11 protein-coding genes are annotated in these 15,857 nt (G+C 65.4%); 7 read left to right on the plus strand and 4 right to left on the minus strand.

Annotated elements, in window-relative coordinates; genetic code table 11:
• Positions 1-26: 26 nt before the first annotated feature.
• Positions 27-2,126, plus strand: coding sequence for an excinuclease ABC subunit UvrB (gene uvrB / locus FBY36_RS18195; RefSeq protein WP_142121678.1), 2,100 nt, complete (start codon positions 27-29; stop codon positions 2,124-2,126).
• 113 nt (positions 2,127-2,239) lie between these two features.
• Here the strand turns inward: uvrB and FBY36_RS18200 are convergent, their stop codons facing one another.
• Positions 2,240-3,565 (minus strand): ABC transporter substrate-binding protein, encoded by a 1,326-nt coding sequence (locus FBY36_RS18200; protein WP_235008891.1) that lies wholly within the window; start codon positions 3,563-3,565, stop codon positions 2,240-2,242.
• Positions 3,566-3,906: 341 nt separating this feature from the next.
• Here FBY36_RS18200 and FBY36_RS18205 point away from each other — a divergent pair, with 341 nt between their 5' ends.
• Positions 3,907-4,935, plus strand: a complete 1,029-nt coding sequence (locus FBY36_RS18205; RefSeq protein ID WP_142121680.1) for a TerC family protein — start codon at positions 3,907-3,909, stop codon at positions 4,933-4,935.
• 132 nt (positions 4,936-5,067) lie between these two features.
• Positions 5,068-6,459, plus strand: a complete 1,392-nt coding sequence (locus FBY36_RS18210) for an MFS transporter (protein WP_142121682.1) — start codon at positions 5,068-5,070, stop codon at positions 6,457-6,459.
• On the opposite strand, the gene FBY36_RS18215 is transcribed toward FBY36_RS18210, so the two are convergent.
• The 3 genes from FBY36_RS18215 to FBY36_RS18225 form a co-directional block, all read right to left on the minus strand.
• Complete coding sequence (locus FBY36_RS18215; RefSeq protein ID WP_142122710.1) at positions 6,445-7,719, minus strand: alpha/beta fold hydrolase; 1,275 nt, start codon at positions 7,717-7,719, stop codon at positions 6,445-6,447. The two genes, FBY36_RS18210 and FBY36_RS18215, sit on opposite strands and share 15 nt — an antisense overlap.
• Before the next feature lie 64 nt (positions 7,720-7,783).
• On the minus strand, positions 7,784-8,299 hold the full coding sequence (locus tag FBY36_RS18220) for a GNAT family N-acetyltransferase (protein WP_142121684.1): 516 nt from the start codon (positions 8,297-8,299) through the stop codon (positions 7,784-7,786).
• A gap of 21 nt (positions 8,300-8,320) precedes the next feature.
• Positions 8,321-10,864 (minus strand): DEAD/DEAH box helicase, encoded by a 2,544-nt coding sequence (locus FBY36_RS18225; RefSeq protein ID WP_142121686.1) that lies wholly within the window; start codon positions 10,862-10,864, stop codon positions 8,321-8,323.
• Positions 10,865-10,961: 97 nt separating this feature from the next.
• Here FBY36_RS18225 and FBY36_RS18230 point away from each other — a divergent pair, with 97 nt between their 5' ends.
• The 4 genes from FBY36_RS18230 to FBY36_RS18245 all read left to right on the plus strand — a co-directional run bounded on the left by FBY36_RS18230 (position 10,962) and on the right by FBY36_RS18245 (position 15,826).
• Positions 10,962-11,741, plus strand: a complete 780-nt coding sequence (locus tag FBY36_RS18230; protein WP_142121688.1) for a trans-aconitate 2-methyltransferase — start codon at positions 10,962-10,964, stop codon at positions 11,739-11,741.
• A 154-nt stretch (positions 11,742-11,895) separates the two neighbouring features.
• The gene (locus FBY36_RS18235; RefSeq protein WP_160141908.1) at positions 11,896-13,641 is read left to right on the plus strand and encodes an ABC transporter ATP-binding protein; all 1,746 of its coding nucleotides are present in this window, start codon (positions 11,896-11,898) and stop codon (positions 13,639-13,641) included.
• Complete coding sequence (locus FBY36_RS18240) at positions 13,638-15,449, plus strand: ABC transporter ATP-binding protein (RefSeq protein WP_142121692.1); 1,812 nt, start codon at positions 13,638-13,640, stop codon at positions 15,447-15,449. Before FBY36_RS18235 ends, FBY36_RS18240 begins: the two co-directional genes overlap by 4 nt.
• On the plus strand, positions 15,446-15,826 hold the full coding sequence (locus FBY36_RS18245; RefSeq protein WP_142121694.1) for a GntR family transcriptional regulator: 381 nt from the start codon (positions 15,446-15,448) through the stop codon (positions 15,824-15,826). Before FBY36_RS18240 ends, FBY36_RS18245 begins: the two co-directional genes overlap by 4 nt.
• Positions 15,827-15,857 lie beyond the last annotated feature (31 nt).

The following is a 15,857-nucleotide window of genomic DNA, read 5'->3' on the forward strand; positions in this document are numbered from 1 at the left end:
TCGGTGCCCGGTTGTAGATTAGATCCATGAGCCTTGCGCAGGAGATTAACCGTGTTGTCGCGCCCTTTGAAGTCATCAGCGAATTCAAGCCCGCGGGCGACCAGCCGGCCGCCATCGCCGAGCTGACGGAGCGCATCAACAACGGTGAGAAGGACGTGGTCCTGCTCGGTGCCACGGGTACCGGCAAGAGTGCCACCACCGCCTGGCTCATCGAACAGGTGCAACGCCCCACGCTGGTGATGGTGCAGAACAAGACCCTCGCCGCCCAGCTGGCCAACGAGTTCCGCGAGCTGCTGCCCAACAACGCCGTGGAGTACTTCGTCTCCTACTACGACTACTACCAGCCCGAAGCGTACGTGGCCCAGACGGACACTTTCATCGAGAAGGATTCCTCCATCAACGAGGAAGTCGAACGGCTCCGCCACTCTGCCACCAACGCGCTGCTGACGCGCCGCGACGTGATCGTGGTGGCCACGGTTTCCTGCATCTACGGCCTGGGAACCCCCGAGGAATACATCGCGGGCATGGTGACCCTGCGAAAAGGCGCCGAGATGAACCGGGACCACCTCCTCCGCAAGTTCGTCGCCATGCAGTATGCCCGCAATGACATGGACTTCCACCGCGGCACCTTCCGGGTACGCGGCGACACCGTGGAAATCATTCCCATGTATGAGGAACTGGCTATCCGGATTGAGTTCTTCGGGGACGAAATCGAGAACATCCAGACCCTCCATCCGCTGACCGGCGAAGTCATCCGGGATGAAGAGGAGATGTACGTGTTCCCGGCCTCGCACTACGTCGCCGGGCCGGAACGGATGGCACGGGCCATCAAGCGGATTGAGGATGAACTGGCCGACCGGCTGAAGGTGCTGGAAAGCCAGAACAAGCTGGTGGAGGCCCAGCGGCTGCGCATGCGCACCACCTACGACCTCGAGATGATGCAGCAGATGGGTTTCTGCAACGGCATCGAGAACTACTCGTCCCACATTGATGGCCGCGGTCCGGGCACTGCGCCCCATTGCCTCCTGGACTACTTCCCGGACGACTTTTTGCTGGTGGTGGACGAGTCCCACGTGACCATTCCGCAGATCGGCGCCATGTACGAAGGCGACATGTCCCGCAAGCGGAACCTGGTGGACTTTGGTTTCCGCCTGCCGTCCGCCATGGACAACCGGCCCCTGAAGTGGGACGAGTTCCTGGAACGGGTAGGGCAGACCGTCTACCTTTCCGCCACTCCCGGCAAGTACGAGCTGGGCAAGGCAGACGGGTTCGTCCAGCAGATCATCCGCCCCACCGGCCTGGTTGATCCGGAGGTGGTGGTGAAGCCCACCAAGGGCCAGATCGACGATTTGCTCGGCGAAATCAAGACCCGCGTGGAGAAGGACGAGCGGGTCCTGGTGACCACGCTGACCAAACGCATGGCCGAGGACCTCACGGACTACCTGCTGGGCCACGGCGTCAAGGTTGAATACCTGCACTCGGACGTGGACACGCTGCGGCGGGTGGAGCTCCTGCGCGAACTGCGCATGGGTTCCTTCGACGTTCTGGTGGGCATCAACCTGCTCCGTGAGGGCCTCGATCTTCCCGAAGTATCCCTGGTCAGCATTTTGGACGCGGACAAGGAAGGCTTCCTGCGCTCGTCCACATCGCTCATCCAGACCATCGGACGTGCCGCCCGCAACGTGTCCGGCCAGGTTCACATGTATGCGGACCGCATCACCGACTCCATGGCCAACGCCATCGACGAGACCAACCGGCGGCGCGCCATCCAGGTGGCATACAACAAGGAACACGGCGTGGACCCGCAGCCGCTGCGAAAGAAGATCGCGGACATCACGGACCAGTTGGCCAAGGAAGACGCCGATACCCAGGAACTGCTGAAAAACAACCGCCTGGCCAAGGGTGCCAAACGCGCCAAGTCCGGTGCGAAGGGCGGCGCGCAGGTACGTGCCGATGGCCTCGCCGCTGCACCGGCCGAGGACCTGGTGGGCCTGATCGAGCAGCTGACGGAACAGATGCATGGCGCGGCGGCGGAACTGCAGTTCGAAGTGGCAGCCCGGATCCGCGACGAAGTCAGCGAACTGAAGAAAGAGCTGCGCCAGATGCAGGCCGCCGGCCACGCCTAGGGACGGCGCCCGTTCCACGCAGGCTCGCATCTCCACGCAGGCTCGGACCGCAGAACGGCGGGCACCCACCCGGGGTGCCCGCCGTCGTGCGTTTCCGTACTATGCTGCGGCCTTTACTTCCTGGCCGAGTCGATCATTCCCTTTGCTTCCTGCATCAGGCCCTTGGCTGCATCAGCGGGGGATTTGCGGTCAAACAGGACATCGGTGCTGTACCGCTGGATCAGCGCCTGCACCCCGGAGGAACCGGTGGGAGGCACCGGCGGACCGCTCTTCAGATCCGGCTTGATGTCCTTCAGGAACGCCGCTGCTGCTTTGTCCGCGGGTGTAAGCAGCGGGTCAATTGCGGTCTGGACTTCGGAGTTGGTGGGGAAGCCGCGCTCGGTCAGGATGGTCTTGGCCGCATCCAGGTTATTGAGCATGTAGTTGACCACTTCGGCGGCTTCCTTCGGGTGCTTGCTGCGCGAGGAAACCGACCAGAACATTGACGGCTTGTAGGACATGCCGTTCTCCTTGGCGCTGCCGCTGGAGCTGGGCGCGCGGAGGATCTTTACGTCCGTCTTCAATGCTGACTGGAGCGCGTTCACCTGGTTGGTCCACCACCAGGACATGGCCGTCTTGCCGGTGGCGAACAGGGTCTGTTCCACGGGGGCGCTGATGTCCTCGGTGGCAATGTTGGCCGGCGGAGCCGCATTTTGGTTGCGCAGGTTCAGCACGTTCTGGAAGAAGGACGTGGCGGTGTCTTCCTTGAAGCCCAGGCCTCCGTCCTCGGAGTACAGCGACTCGCCGTGCTGCATGGCCCAGGTGTTCAGGTCGGAGTCGGTCAAAGAGTAGGAACTGCCGTAATTTGTCTGGCCGGCCTTGCCCGCGGCCGCTGCGATCTGGGCGGCGGTCCTCGTGTAGTCGTCCCAGGTCCAGGTCTTGTCATCCGGGATGGGAACTCCGTAGTCCTGGAACATCTTGGTGTTGATCATCACCGCCTTGGCATTCTGGCCGGTGCTCAGGCCGTATTGTTTGCCGCTGACCTGACCGGATTTGAGGGCGTCCTGGTCGATTTTGGACGTATCGATGTTTCCCTGCTTGGACAGGTCCAGCAGTGCGCCCCGGCCACCGTACTCGGCAATGTAGGCCTGGTCCATCTGGATCACGTCGGGCGAATCGTTGGCCGCCGTGGTGGTGGCCAGTTTGTCCCAGTAACTGGTCCACACTCCTGGCTCAGCCTGGATCTTGATGTTGGGGTGCGACGCCTGGAATGCATCGATCACCTGTTGTGTCTGCTTGTTCCGCAGGTCGTTCCCCCACCAGGTGAAGCGGACGGTGACGTTTCCACCGCTGTCGGACGACGGCGACGGGGAGGATGAGCAGCCGCTGGCCAGCATGGCCAGCGCGGCGGCGGTGGCAAGGGCTTTGACCACCATGCCAGTGCGATGAGGAGTCTTCATTGACCAACCTTGACTTTCTGGGACGGACACCGGGAAAGCATGAGAAAGCGTTTTCTCACCCGGAAGAGATTATTTCAACCCCTTCTGAAGGCGTCAACGGTTTTGCGGAAAACGTTATCCAAGCGGTCCGGCCGGGCTGTCTGCCGGATCTCCGGGCGCGCGCCGCCACGTGGCTGGGGTACAGTTATAGGCACGTAGGGGAGTATCCCAAGCGCTACGATCGTCAACACGCAGGGCACAGTTGCCCCGCCGGGCGTAGCGGGCCGCCACATCAGCACCAAGTGCACAGGCTGGCCGGAGAGACTTACACCATTCTTGTGTACCCTGCGAAAGGCTGCCCTGTGCTTGATTTGCCCCTTTGGTTTGAGGTTGGCTCGTTTGTCGTCCTCGGCCTGATACTCCTGATCGATCTCCTCCTGGTGGTCCGGCGGCCGCACGAACCGTCCATGAAGGAAGCCGGCCTGTGGGTGGCCTTCTACGTCACCTTGGCCCTGGCCTTCGCCGGTGCCATGTTTGCTTTCACCGGTCCGGAGTTCGGCAGCCAGTTCGTGGCCGGCTGGGTCACGGAATACAGCCTCAGCATCGACAACCTGTTCGTCTTCATCATCATCATGGCCAGGTTCTCGGTCCCCCGGAAATACCAGCAGGAAGTGCTGATGGTGGGAATCATCATCGCCCTGATCCTGCGCGGCATCTTCATCATGCTCGGCGCCATCGTCATCGAACAGTTCAGCTGGGTCTTCTACATCTTCGGTGCGTTCCTGCTGTGGACGGCCTGGAAGCAGGCCCAGGACGAAGGCGAAGAGGAAGAGGACCGGGAGAACCCGCTGATCGCCAGGATCCGCAAGGTCATCCCCATGTCGGAGAAGTTCGACGCCGGCAAGCTGCGTACCACGGTCAACGGCAAGAAGGTCTTCACCCCGATGGTGATCGTCTTCATCACCATCGGCCTCACGGACCTGCTGTTCGCGGTGGACTCCATTCCCGCCATCTTCGGCCTGACCCAGAGCCCCTTCATTGTCTTCACGGCCAACCTGTTCGCCCTGATGGGCCTGCGGCAGCTGTACTTCCTGCTCGGGGGCCTGATGAACCGGCTGATCTACCTGAAGCACGCCCTGTCCTTCATCCTTGCGTTCATCGGCGTCAAGCTTGTCCTGCATGCCATGCACGTCAACGAACTGCCCTTTATCAACGGCGGGCAGCACATCGAATGGGCTCCTGAGATCCCCACCTTTGTCTCCCTGGCCGTGATCGTGGGCACCATCATCATCGCCGTGGTCGCCAGCCTGCTCAGCTCCAAGGCCCAGCTTGCCAAGATCGATCCCCGGCTTGAGGAAGACGCGCGCAAGAGCCACAGCGACGTCGAGTAGGCCCGCCCTCTCATTCAAGCCCCGGAAGATCCCGGCCGCCTGCGCGGCCGGGATCCCGCCTTTTAAACCCCTCCAGGAGGCAGCGGACCAAAACCCCTGTGGCACCCGCCGCCGCGGGACTAGGCTCTGAACATGGCCCGCACCCTTGTGATGGAGCAGGACGTGCGCCATGTGCAGCGGCGCACAGTCGTGCTTCTGAGCGTGGCCCAGGTTTTCAGTGGACTCGGGACTGGATCAACCGTGTCCATCGGCTCAATCCTGGCCGTGGAGCTTTCCGGTTCCAGCGCGTGGGCCGGTTCCGTGGCGACCGTCATGACCCTTGGGGCCTCGGCCGCGGCGCTGCCGCTGGCATCACTTGCCGAGCGGCGTGGACGCCGGGCCGGCCAGGTGGCCGGTCTCTCAGCGGCGTTGGCAGGCGCCGTGCTGATGGTGCTGGCCGTTGTCTCCGGCCTCTTCGTCCTGTTGCTCCTGGGATCCGCGGGCATCGGCGTGGGCACGGCCGCCAGCCTGCAGGCAAGGTTTGCCGCCGTCGACCTCGCCGCGGCCGAGCACCGCGGGCGGGCATTGTCCACCGTCGTCTGGGCGGTAACTGTGGGCGCGGTGGCCGGGCCCAACCTGATCCAGCCGGGTGCAGCCGTGGGAGCAGCGCTGGGCCTGCCGCCGGTCGCCGGCCCGTTCGTGATTTCGGGCGCCGGGCTCCTTATTGCCACGGTGATCCTGTTCACGGGCCTTCGCCCGGACCCGCTGCTGCTGGCCCGCCAACGTGCCGGGGCCAACGCTGCCGGGGTTGTCCCGCTGGCAGGGCCAGCCCCCGCAGGAGGAGTGCCGGCCGGGGTTCCTGCCGCCCCTGCCACTGCCGCGGGGCCCGCAGTGGCGCCTGTCCGGGGCTCGCTTGCCCGCGGGCTGCGCGCCATCAGGGGCTCGCGGACAGCCCTGCTGGCGGTGGCCGGCGTCGTGGCCGCGCACGCGATGATGGTCGGCGTGATGTCCATGACGCCGCTGCACCTCCAGCACCTGGTGGAAGGGTCGGGACCACATGCAGGGCATGTTGCGGAGGGGGACGTGCTGGTCATCATCGGCTTCACCATTTCGCTGCACATCGCCGGGATGTTTGCGCTCTCCCCGGTCATGGGCTGGCTGACCGACCGGGCAGGCAGGATGGAAACCATCGTGATCGGTTTCACCGTGCTGATCGCGGCCGTGGCTGTTGCCGGGTTCGGCCAGTCCTCCACCACGGCAGTGGCCGTGGGGCTGGTCCTGCTGGGCATGGGCTGGTCTGCGGCGACGATCTCGGGCTCCACGCTGCTGGCCGAAAGCGTGGGGCAGGACGCCCGGGTGGCGGTCCAGGGTGTCTCCGACATGCTGATGGGTGCCGCCGGTGCCGTGGGCGGCGCCGTGTCCGGTTTGGTCCTGGGCTTCGCGGGCTACCTTGGCCTGAACCTGTTGGGCGGAGCCATCGGGGCGGCAGTCCTGGCCGCCGCGGTCCTCACGCGCCTGTCACACCGGCAGTCAGCGGCCGCCTGACCGCACCATGCCCAGCAGGCGCGCGAAGATCCGTTCACCGTCGTCGGCGATTCCGTCGTGGTGGAAGTCGGCCGTCTCCCAGACCTGCAGCCCGCGCACCGCTGCTGCAGTCCGCAGGGAAAGGTCCCGGTCCACGTAGATGTCGTCTGAGTAAACCGCCGCTGCGACGGGAACAGTGTTCGCCGCCAATGCCCCAGGGTCATACAGCGGCGTCCAGTCCTGCTTGGCGGCCAGCAGCTCCGCCACGTCCCGCAGCGGCCGGAGGGCGGGGTCCTGCTCGAAGTACCACGGGTACACCATCTCGCCCGTAAGCAGCAGGGGATCGGCATCCGGCCGGAACCACGGGTTCTCGCCGAGCATCCGCCAGGCGGACCAATTGGTTGCCTCGCCCTGGCCGTAGATGGATTCGTGCATCAGCGCGTACAGCGGATTGGAGCGGCGGGAAACCACGCTCTGGAGCTGCTCCAGGAACGCATCGGAGAGCCGGGGTCCGGCGGCTGTGTCAATAAAGGCGTCCTCAAGCAGGTAGTGGAGGCCGTCCACGCGTGTGTTGCCGCCCAGGAACGCCCCGGCCATCTGGAACCGTTCCACGGTGAGGGGCCCGCCGTCGGGCAGGAATTCCGGTGTGGAGCGCAGGTGGTGGGCGATCCGCTCCACAACTTCCCTGTCCTCGGGATACCAGCGGAAGTACTCATCGTTGCGGGCAGCCACCCGCTGGTACGTGGCACGGTACACGTCATCCGCACTGCCGGTGAGCGGGGCAAGCCCGCCCGTGACCAGGGCTTCGCGCAGGCCCTCCGGCGCCAATGACAGGTAGGTGAGCGCGCAGAAGCCCCCGTAGCTCTGGCCGTAGATGGTCCAGGGCGGTGAGTCCAGCGCCCGGCGGATCAGTTCCGCGTCCGCCACGATCGAGTCGGCCCTGAAGTGCTGCAGGTAGGCGGCCTGCTCCACTGCGGTTCCGCGGGCGGGCAGGGTGGCCCGGTCCAGGGGTGTGGAGAGCCCGGTGCCGCGCTGGTCAAGCATCAGGATGCGGAAGTCCTGTGCTGCGGCCTTGCCCCATCCGCCCAGGGAACCCCATCTGTTGCCTCGGCCGCCCGGGCCGCCCTGCAGGAAGAGGAGCCACGGCAGCTGCGACGCGGCCTCTTCACTGTGCCCGGCTGAGACATACTCCCGGGCAAATACGGTGATGGTTTCCGCGGAGCCGTTCATTGAAGCGGAATGGTCCAGGGGCACCGTGAAGTAGTGCTCCACTGTGCGCATGCCACGGAACTCATGCCGGGCCCTGATCTCATGCCCGACCGCGGTGGCCTGGCCCTGCCGCGCGTCACCCACGGGAGGAAGCGGGAAGGGACGTGCGGGACGGTGCCCGGCCGAACTGGTCCAGCGCTTCGCCGGTCAGCCTGAAGGTGGACCAGCCATCCATGGGGCGGGCGCCAAGGCGGCGGTAGAAATTGATGGAAGGTTCATTCCAGTCCAGCACGCTCCATTCCACCCGTGCATAGCCGTTTTCGAGGGCGATGGCGGCAAGGTGCTGGAGCAGGGCCTTGCCGTGTCCTTCGCCGCGGGCTTCCGGACTGACGTACAGGTCTTCGAGGTAGATCCCGTGCACGCCTTCCCAGGTGGAGTAGTTCAGGAACCACAGCGCGAACCCCTGCACCTCGCCGGCCGCGTTTTCAGCCATGGCTGCGAAGACGCGGGGGTTCGCGCCGAAGAGCACCTGCTCCAGCCGTTCGGGGGTGTTCCGGACGGCGTCGGGTTCCTTCTCGTAATGGGCCAGTTCATGGATCATGCGGAGGATGGCGGGCACGTCATGCGGGGTTGCGGGGCGGATTACACTCATTGTTCGAGCTTACCGCCGGCGTCAGAGCCGGTTGACGTCCGTCACCCTGACCACCGCTGTTCCGGTGGCATCGGAGGCGGCAAGATCCACCTCCGCCGAGATACCCCAGTCATGGTTGGCCGCCGGGTCATCGAAAATCTGGCGGACCTTCCAGGTGCCGGGTTCCTCGGTGATGATAAGCAGGCCCGGCCCGCGGGCATCCGGCCCTGTCCCAATGTCATCGTGTTCGTCGAAGTAGTCGTCCAAAGCGTCTTCCCAGCGCTCTGCGCCCCAGCCGGAACCGCCGTCGAGCTCTCCCAGCGCGGCGGCGTCCTCGTCCGCGAAAAGTTCCACGCGCCGGAACATCTCGTTGCGCACCATCACCCGGAACGCACGGATATTGGAGGTGAGCGACGGCGGTGGTGGCGGCGGTGCGTCGTGCGGCGTCGGCGCCGCCCCGGAAGCCAGTTCCTCCCATTCGTCCAGGAGGCTGGAGTCCACCTGCCGCACCAGCTCACCCAGCCAGGCCGTCAGGTCCGCCAGGTCCTCGCGGAGCATGTCCTGCGGAACTGTCTGGCGCAGCGCCTTGAAGGCATCGGCCAGGTACCGCAGCACGATTCCTTCGGACCGGGCCAGGCCGTAGAACTGGACGAATTCGCCAAAGTTCATGGCCCGCTCGTACATGTCCCGGACCACCGACTTGGGTGCCAGCTCGAAGTCTCCCACCCACGGCGCGGCCTTCCGGTACACCTCAAACGCTTCGCCCAGAATCTCCGCGAGCGGCTGGGGGTAGGTGACCTCGTCCAGCATGGCCATCCGCTGGTCGTAGTCGATGCCGTCGGCCTTCATGGCCGCCACCGCCTCGCCGCGCGCCTTCTTCTGCTGGGCGGACAGGATCTGCCGGGGTTTCTCCAGGGTCGCCTCGATTATGGAGACCACGTCCAGGGCGTACGACGGCGACTCCGGGTCCAGGAGTTCCAGTGCGGCAAGTGCGAAGGGGGAGAGCGGCTGGTTCAGGGCGAAGTTGGGCTGCAGGTGGACTGTCAGCCGGACCGAACGGCCATCTGCGCCCTGTTCCTCCGGCGGGATTCGTTCGATGACCTCGGCGGCCAGCAGTTCCCGGTAGATGCCCAGGGCCTTCTTCATCAGCCGCAGCTGGGAGGACCGCGGCTCGTGGTTTTCGGTGAGCAGCCGCCGTGCCGCCGCGAACGGGTCGCCAGGCCGTTCCATCAGGTTCATCAGCATGGCGTGCGTCACCGTAAAGCTGGACGTCAACGGGTCCGGCACCGATTCCACCAGCCGCTTGAAGGTCGGCTCACCCCAGGAAACAAAACCCTCGGGCGGCTTCTTCTTCACCACCTGGCGCAGCTTCTTTTGGTCGTCGCCGAACTTGGCGGTGGCCTTGGCCATCGCCTTGACGTTCTCGATCACATGCTCTGGTGCCTGAACCACCACCGTTCCGGCGGTGTCGTAGCCCGCCCGCCCGGCCCGGCCCGCAATCTGGTGGAACTCGCGTGAGTTGAGCAGGCGGGTGCGGACGCCGTCGTACTTGCTCAACGCCGTGAGCAGCACGGTGCGGATGGGGACGTTGATGCCCACCCCCAGCGTGTCCGTGCCGCAGATAACCTTCAGCAGCCCTGCCTGTGCCAGCTGCTCCACCAGCCGGCGGTACTTGGGCAGCATTCCCGCGTGGTGCACGCCAATCCCGTGGCGCACCAGCCGGTTCAGCGTCTTGCCGAACCCGGCAGCGAAACGGAAGTTGGCAATGAGCTCCGCGATCCTGTCCTTTTCCTCCCGGGTGCAGACGTTGATGCTCATCAGGTTCTGGGCGCGGTCGATCGCTTCGAGCTGGCTGAAATGCACCACGTAGACGGGCACCTGCCGGGTGGACAACAACTCCTCCAGCGTCTCGTGGACGGGAGTCTGGTGGTAGTAGTAATGCAGCGGAATGGGCCGTTCGGCGGAGCTGACGGTGGTGGTGGCGCGTCCGGTCAGCTCCGTGAGCCCCGTTTCAAACCGGGTGACATCGCCCAGGGTGGCGGACATCAGCAGGAACTGCGCCTGTGGAAGCTCCAGCAGGGGGACCTGCCAGGCCCAGCCCCGCTGCGGGTCGGAGTAGAAGTGGAACTCGTCCATGATCACGGCGCCGAGTTCGGCTGCGGAACCTTCGCGCAGCGCAATGTTGGCCAGGATCTCGGCGGTGCAGCAGATGATGGGGGCATCCTGGTTCACCCCGGAGTCACCGGTGATCATGCCGACGTTCTCTGCCCCGAAGATCTCACAGAGCGCGAAGAATTTTTCGGACACCAGGGCTTTGATCGGCGCTGTGTAGTAGCTTCGCCGGCCCTGCGCCATGGCCTGGAAGTGCGCCGCAATGGCCACCAGGGATTTCCCGGACCCGGTGGGGGTGGCCAGAATGACGTTCGCCCCTGTTGCCAGCTCCATGATGGCCTCGTCCTGGGCCGGGTACAGCGACAGGCCGCGGCTTTCCGTCCACTCCACAAACCGGGTGTAAAGGGCGTCGGGGTCGACGGCGGCGGATTGGACGGGGGCGGACAGATCGCTCAGCTGGTCAACGAGTTTCATTGACTTCAACCTTAGTGCCACGTTGCGGGCGGATCAGGAGCCCGTTGCGGGTTAGGCTACGCCTTGCCCGTGTGTGCGTCAGAAGCTGGAGAATTTTATGAAATGGGACCCCGCAAAGTACGTCCAGTTCGGCGACTACCGGAACCGGCCGTTCTTCGACCTCACAGCCCGGATCCATGCCGACGCGCCCGCACAGGTGGTCGACCTTGGCTGCGGACCGGGGAACCTCACGGCCACCCTGGCTGAACGCTGGCCCGGCGCCCAGGTCCTGGGTGTGGATTCCTCTGCGGAAATGCTGGCAAAGGCGGCAGCACTGGCGGAGGAAGCCGGCTCCCTTGAGTTTGGGCAGGCGGACATTGCCGACTGGATGCCGGCTCCGGAGACGGACGTTGTGGTTACCAATGCAGCCCTGCAGTGGGTTCCGGGCCACCAGGACATGATGCGGAAATGGCTGGAAGTTCTGCGGCCGGGGGCCTGGTTTGCCATGCAGGTGCCCGGAAACTTCAATGCCCCCTCGCACTCGCTCATGCGGGAGCTTGCGGGGTCGGACCGGTGGGCGGCGAAGCTGGACGGGGTGCTGCGGGGCGGGGAGTCAGTGGGGGAACCGGGGGACTACCTGGGGATCCTGCTCGACGCCGGCTGTGCGGCGGACGCGTGGGAAACCACCTACCTGCAGGTCCTGCCGGGGCCGGACCCGGTGCTGGATTGGGTCCGGGGCACGGCACTGCGGCCGGTCATGGCGGCCCTCGATGATGAGGACGCCAGGCGTTTCGAAGCTGAATACGCGGCGGCCCTGCGGGATGCCTACCCGGGCGGTGTCCATGGCACCGTATTCCCTTTCCGCCGGATCTTCGCAGTGGGCCGCAAAGCGGGCTGACTCCGCGCCCGCCGGATGGTTTTCCACCCGGTCACAGGCTGTGACAGCAGCGGAAAGTGATCTGGCTTACAATGACGACTGTGGTTTAGGGGTCAAGCCGCTGGCCCCCTCTTCGGCCCAGGCATTTACAGGGGGTATTTTGCTGGTCGGACTCATGAGGCGGCAGCTTGCCGGTCAATACGCGTACGTTTGGGCCATCGTTTTCCTCCAGCTGGTCCAGGCGGCGGCAAACCTGCTGCTGCCCACCGTGAACGCAGCCATCATCGACGACGGGATCGTTGCGGGCAAACCGGAGGTGATCTCGCGCCTTGGCGTGCTGATGGCCGTCATTGCCATAGTGCAGGCGGCGTCCGCGATTGCCGCCGGCTACCTTGGTGCTGTTGTGGCCATGAGGACCGGGCACCGCCTGCGGGCCGAGGTTTTCACCCGGATCCAGTCACTGTCCTCCCAGGACGTGGCCCTGTTCGGAACGCAAAGCCTGACCACCCGCGCCACGAACGACGTCCAGCAGATCCAGGCTTTCGCTGTACTTGTCTTCACCATGCTCTTTGCCGGCCCTGCCATGGGCATCGGCGGCATCGTCCTTGCCGTGCAGCAGGATGTGGCGCTGTCCCTGGTGGTCATCGTCATTGTGCCCCTGCTCCTGCTGATCATGTACCTGATCGTCCGGCGCCTGATTCCGCTCTACCGTGAGGGCCAGGACCTGCTGGACCGGTCGGGTGGGATTCTCCGCGAGCAGATCATCGGTGCGGACGTCATCCGCGCCTTTGTCCGCCAGGGCCACGAGGTCCGGCGGTTCGCGGAGACCAACGCGGGATTGACCGCCAACAACCTGCAGTCAGCGCTCCTGGTAGCGGGGATGCTGCCCATGATCATGCTGGTGGTCAATACCAGCTCGGTTGCCGTCGTCTGGTTCGGCGGGCACCGCATCCAGGCTGGACTGATGAACCTTGGAGCGCTGACGGCGTTCATCGCCTACATCATGCAGATCCTGCTGGCGATCATGATGTCCATGTACGTCCTGATGACGGCGCCGCGTGCCGCTGTCTGTGCCGAACGTATCCAGGCGGTCCTGGAGACCGAGCCGTCAGTCCCCAACCCGGCCGGCCACAGCACCGCTCCGCCGGCGCAGCCCGGGGCCGGCCTGCCAAAGCAGCCGGCAACGCTGGCGTTCCAGGGTGTCGCCTTCTCCTATCCGGGAGCAGAAGCGCCCGTGCTGGCGGATATCACCTTCACCGCGGCTCCCGGCACCACCACCGCAATCGTTGGTGCTACCGGAAGCGGCAAGACCACGCTGCTGAACCTGATTCCACGTTTCCTCGAGGCGACCAAAGGCAGCATCACCCTGGCCGGACACGACATCCGGGACATGCCCGTGGACCAACTCCGCGCTGCCATGGCCATCGTGCCCCAGCACTCCCACCTGTTTACCGGAACCATCGCAGACAACCTGAGGATGGCGGCCCCTGACGCCGCGGACGAGGAACTCTGGGCCGTCCTGGAGGCGGCCCAGACCATGCGCTTCATGCGCGACCTCCCGCGTGGACTTGCAACCCCCGTCGGCCAGGGCGGCGCCAGCCTCTCTGGGGGGCAGCGGCAGCGGCTCTGCATCGCCAGGGCCCTGCTGCGCAAGGCACCCCTCTACCTCTTTGACGACAGCTTCTCCGCGCTGGACTACGACACCGACACGAGACTGCGCCAGGCCCTTGACCAGGCGCTTGCCCCCGCAACGGTCATCATTGTCGCCGAACGCCTTTCGGCTGTGGAGGACGCGGACCGCATCCTGGTGCTCGACGACGGCCGGCTGGTTGCGCAGGGAACGCACCAGGAGCTGCTGGAAACGTCCGCCACCTACCGGGAAATCGCCGAATCCCAGCTTGCGCTGGACGGCACGCGGTGACGGCAGTGGAAGAAGCCGCGGAAACTGCGCACAGGTTCTGGCCGACAGCCGCACGGCTCCTTGGCCTGCTGCGCCCCTTCCGGCTGCAGATGCTGGGGGCGGTGGCGGCAACCTGCGCCTTCGCAGGACTCAACGTTGCCGCCCCGAAGTACCTGGGCGACGCCACTGACGTGGTGGTGGACGGCATCTTCCAGGGAAGCCTTGACCAGCGGCTCGGAATCCTGCTGGCTGCCGTGGCCATCATGTACGTCTTTGCCTCCCTGTTTAACTGGATCCAGGGTGCGCTGACGGCGCGCGCAGTGCAGGGGCTCATGTACAGCCTTCGTGCAGCGGTTGAGGACAAGCTGCACCGCCTCCCTTCGACCTATTTCCGGCAACGCTCCCGCGGCGACGCCCTGAGCAGGGCCACCAATGACATCGACAACATCGCGCAGGCCCTGAACCAGGTCCTGACCCAGCTCATCGTGTCCGTCCTGATGCTGTGCGGTTCCCTGGCCATGATGCTGTGGATTTCACCGTTGCTGGCGGCCATTGCCATCGCCAGCGTTCCCGTCTCCACCTGGATCACCGTCCTGGTGGCCAGGCGGTCCCAGGAGCATTTCGCCAGGCAGTGGAAGGAAACGGGCGAGCTCAACGCGCACGTGGAGGAATTCATCAGCGGGCATGAAGTCATCAAGGCTTTTGGCCGGCAGGCCCAGGCGGCGGAGGTGTTCAGGCGCAGCAACGGCCGCCTGGCCCGGGCCGCCGCCAAAGCCCAATACTCAGCCGGCGTGGTCCAGCCGCTGATGGTCCTGATGTCCAACCTTAACTACATTGCTGTTGCCGTGGTGGGGGCGCTGCAGGTCCTCGCAGGTGCCATGACCATTGGCGGGGTACAGGCATTCATCCAGTTCAGCCGGTTGTTCACCCAGCCCGTAGGGCAAATCGGCGGGCTGCTGAACGTCATGCAGTCCTGCGCCGCTTCGGCGGCAAGGGTTTTCGTGCTCCTGGACGCCGGCGAAGATCCGCAGGAGCCCGAGGGCAAGGCATCCGGCGGTACTGCAGCGGGCGCCATAGCCTTCCACGACGTCACGTTCGGCTACCCGGGCTCCGTGCCGGCGGTCCGCAACCTCACCTTCACGGTGGAGCCCGGCCAGGCAGTGGCCATCGTGGGACACACCGGAGCGGGCAAGAGCACCGTGGTGAACCTGCTCATGCGGTTCCTGGAGCCTTCCTCCGGCCGGATCACCATGGGCGGAAGGGACATCGCGGACGTTCCCCGCGACCATCTGCGGGCCCGGTTCGGCGTCGTGCTTCAGGATTCCTGGCTCTTTGGGGGCACTATCCGGGAAAACATCGCTTACGGCCTTCCGGGTGCCGCGGATGCTGACATTGTTGCCGCAGCCGAGGCCACCTGCGCGGACCGTTTCATCAGGTCCCTGCCGCACGGCTACGGCACACTGCTGGAGAACGGTGGGGAGCCGCTCAGCCAGGGGCAGCGGCAGCTCGTCACCATCGCCAGGGCGCAGCTTGCCGGCCGCAGCGTGCTGGTCCTGGATGAAGCCACCAGCTCGGTGGATTCCAGGACGGAGCTGCTCATCAGGCAGGCGATGCAGCGGCTGCGCCAGGGACGGACCAGTTTCGTGATTGCCCACCGTTTGTCCACCATCCGGAACGCTGATCTAATTCTCGTCATGGACCACGGACGCATCGTCGAGCAGGGCACGCATGGAAGCCTCCTTGCCGCCAACAGCTACTACGCCAGGCTGTACAATGCCCAGTTCGCCGAACGCGACGGCCGCGCAGGGGTCCTGGAGGGCGGCCTGTGAGCGCCAGTGCCGGTTTCCCCGGATCCTGGCGGCCCAATTCCGCCAGCAGTGTGGCGCTGTTTGAGCAGCTGCGGCTCCAGGTCATCCACCTGGCGGACAGCGGGGCGCTGGCACCGGGCACCAGGCTGCCTGCCGTGCGGGTCCTCGCGGAGAAGCTCGACGTCGCCCCGCACACCGTGGCCAGGGCGTACAAGGAACTGGAGGCCGCCGGCATCGTCACCACCCGCGGCCGCAACGGGACGGTGGTCGCCGCACGGGATGAGCGCCTGGGAGGCCTGTCCGCCGCCGCTGCCGCCTACGCCGCCGTCGCCAAATCCCAAGGGGCCAGTTTCGCCGAGGCAGTGAAGATCCTGGCCGCCGCCTACGATGTTCCCTGACGGCGGAACCGTAAGTGTTCGAAAAAGTTTT

The sequence above is a fragment of the Arthrobacter sp. SLBN-122 genome, assembly GCF_006715165.1.
Lineage (GTDB): Bacteria > Actinomycetota > Actinomycetes > Actinomycetales > Micrococcaceae > Arthrobacter.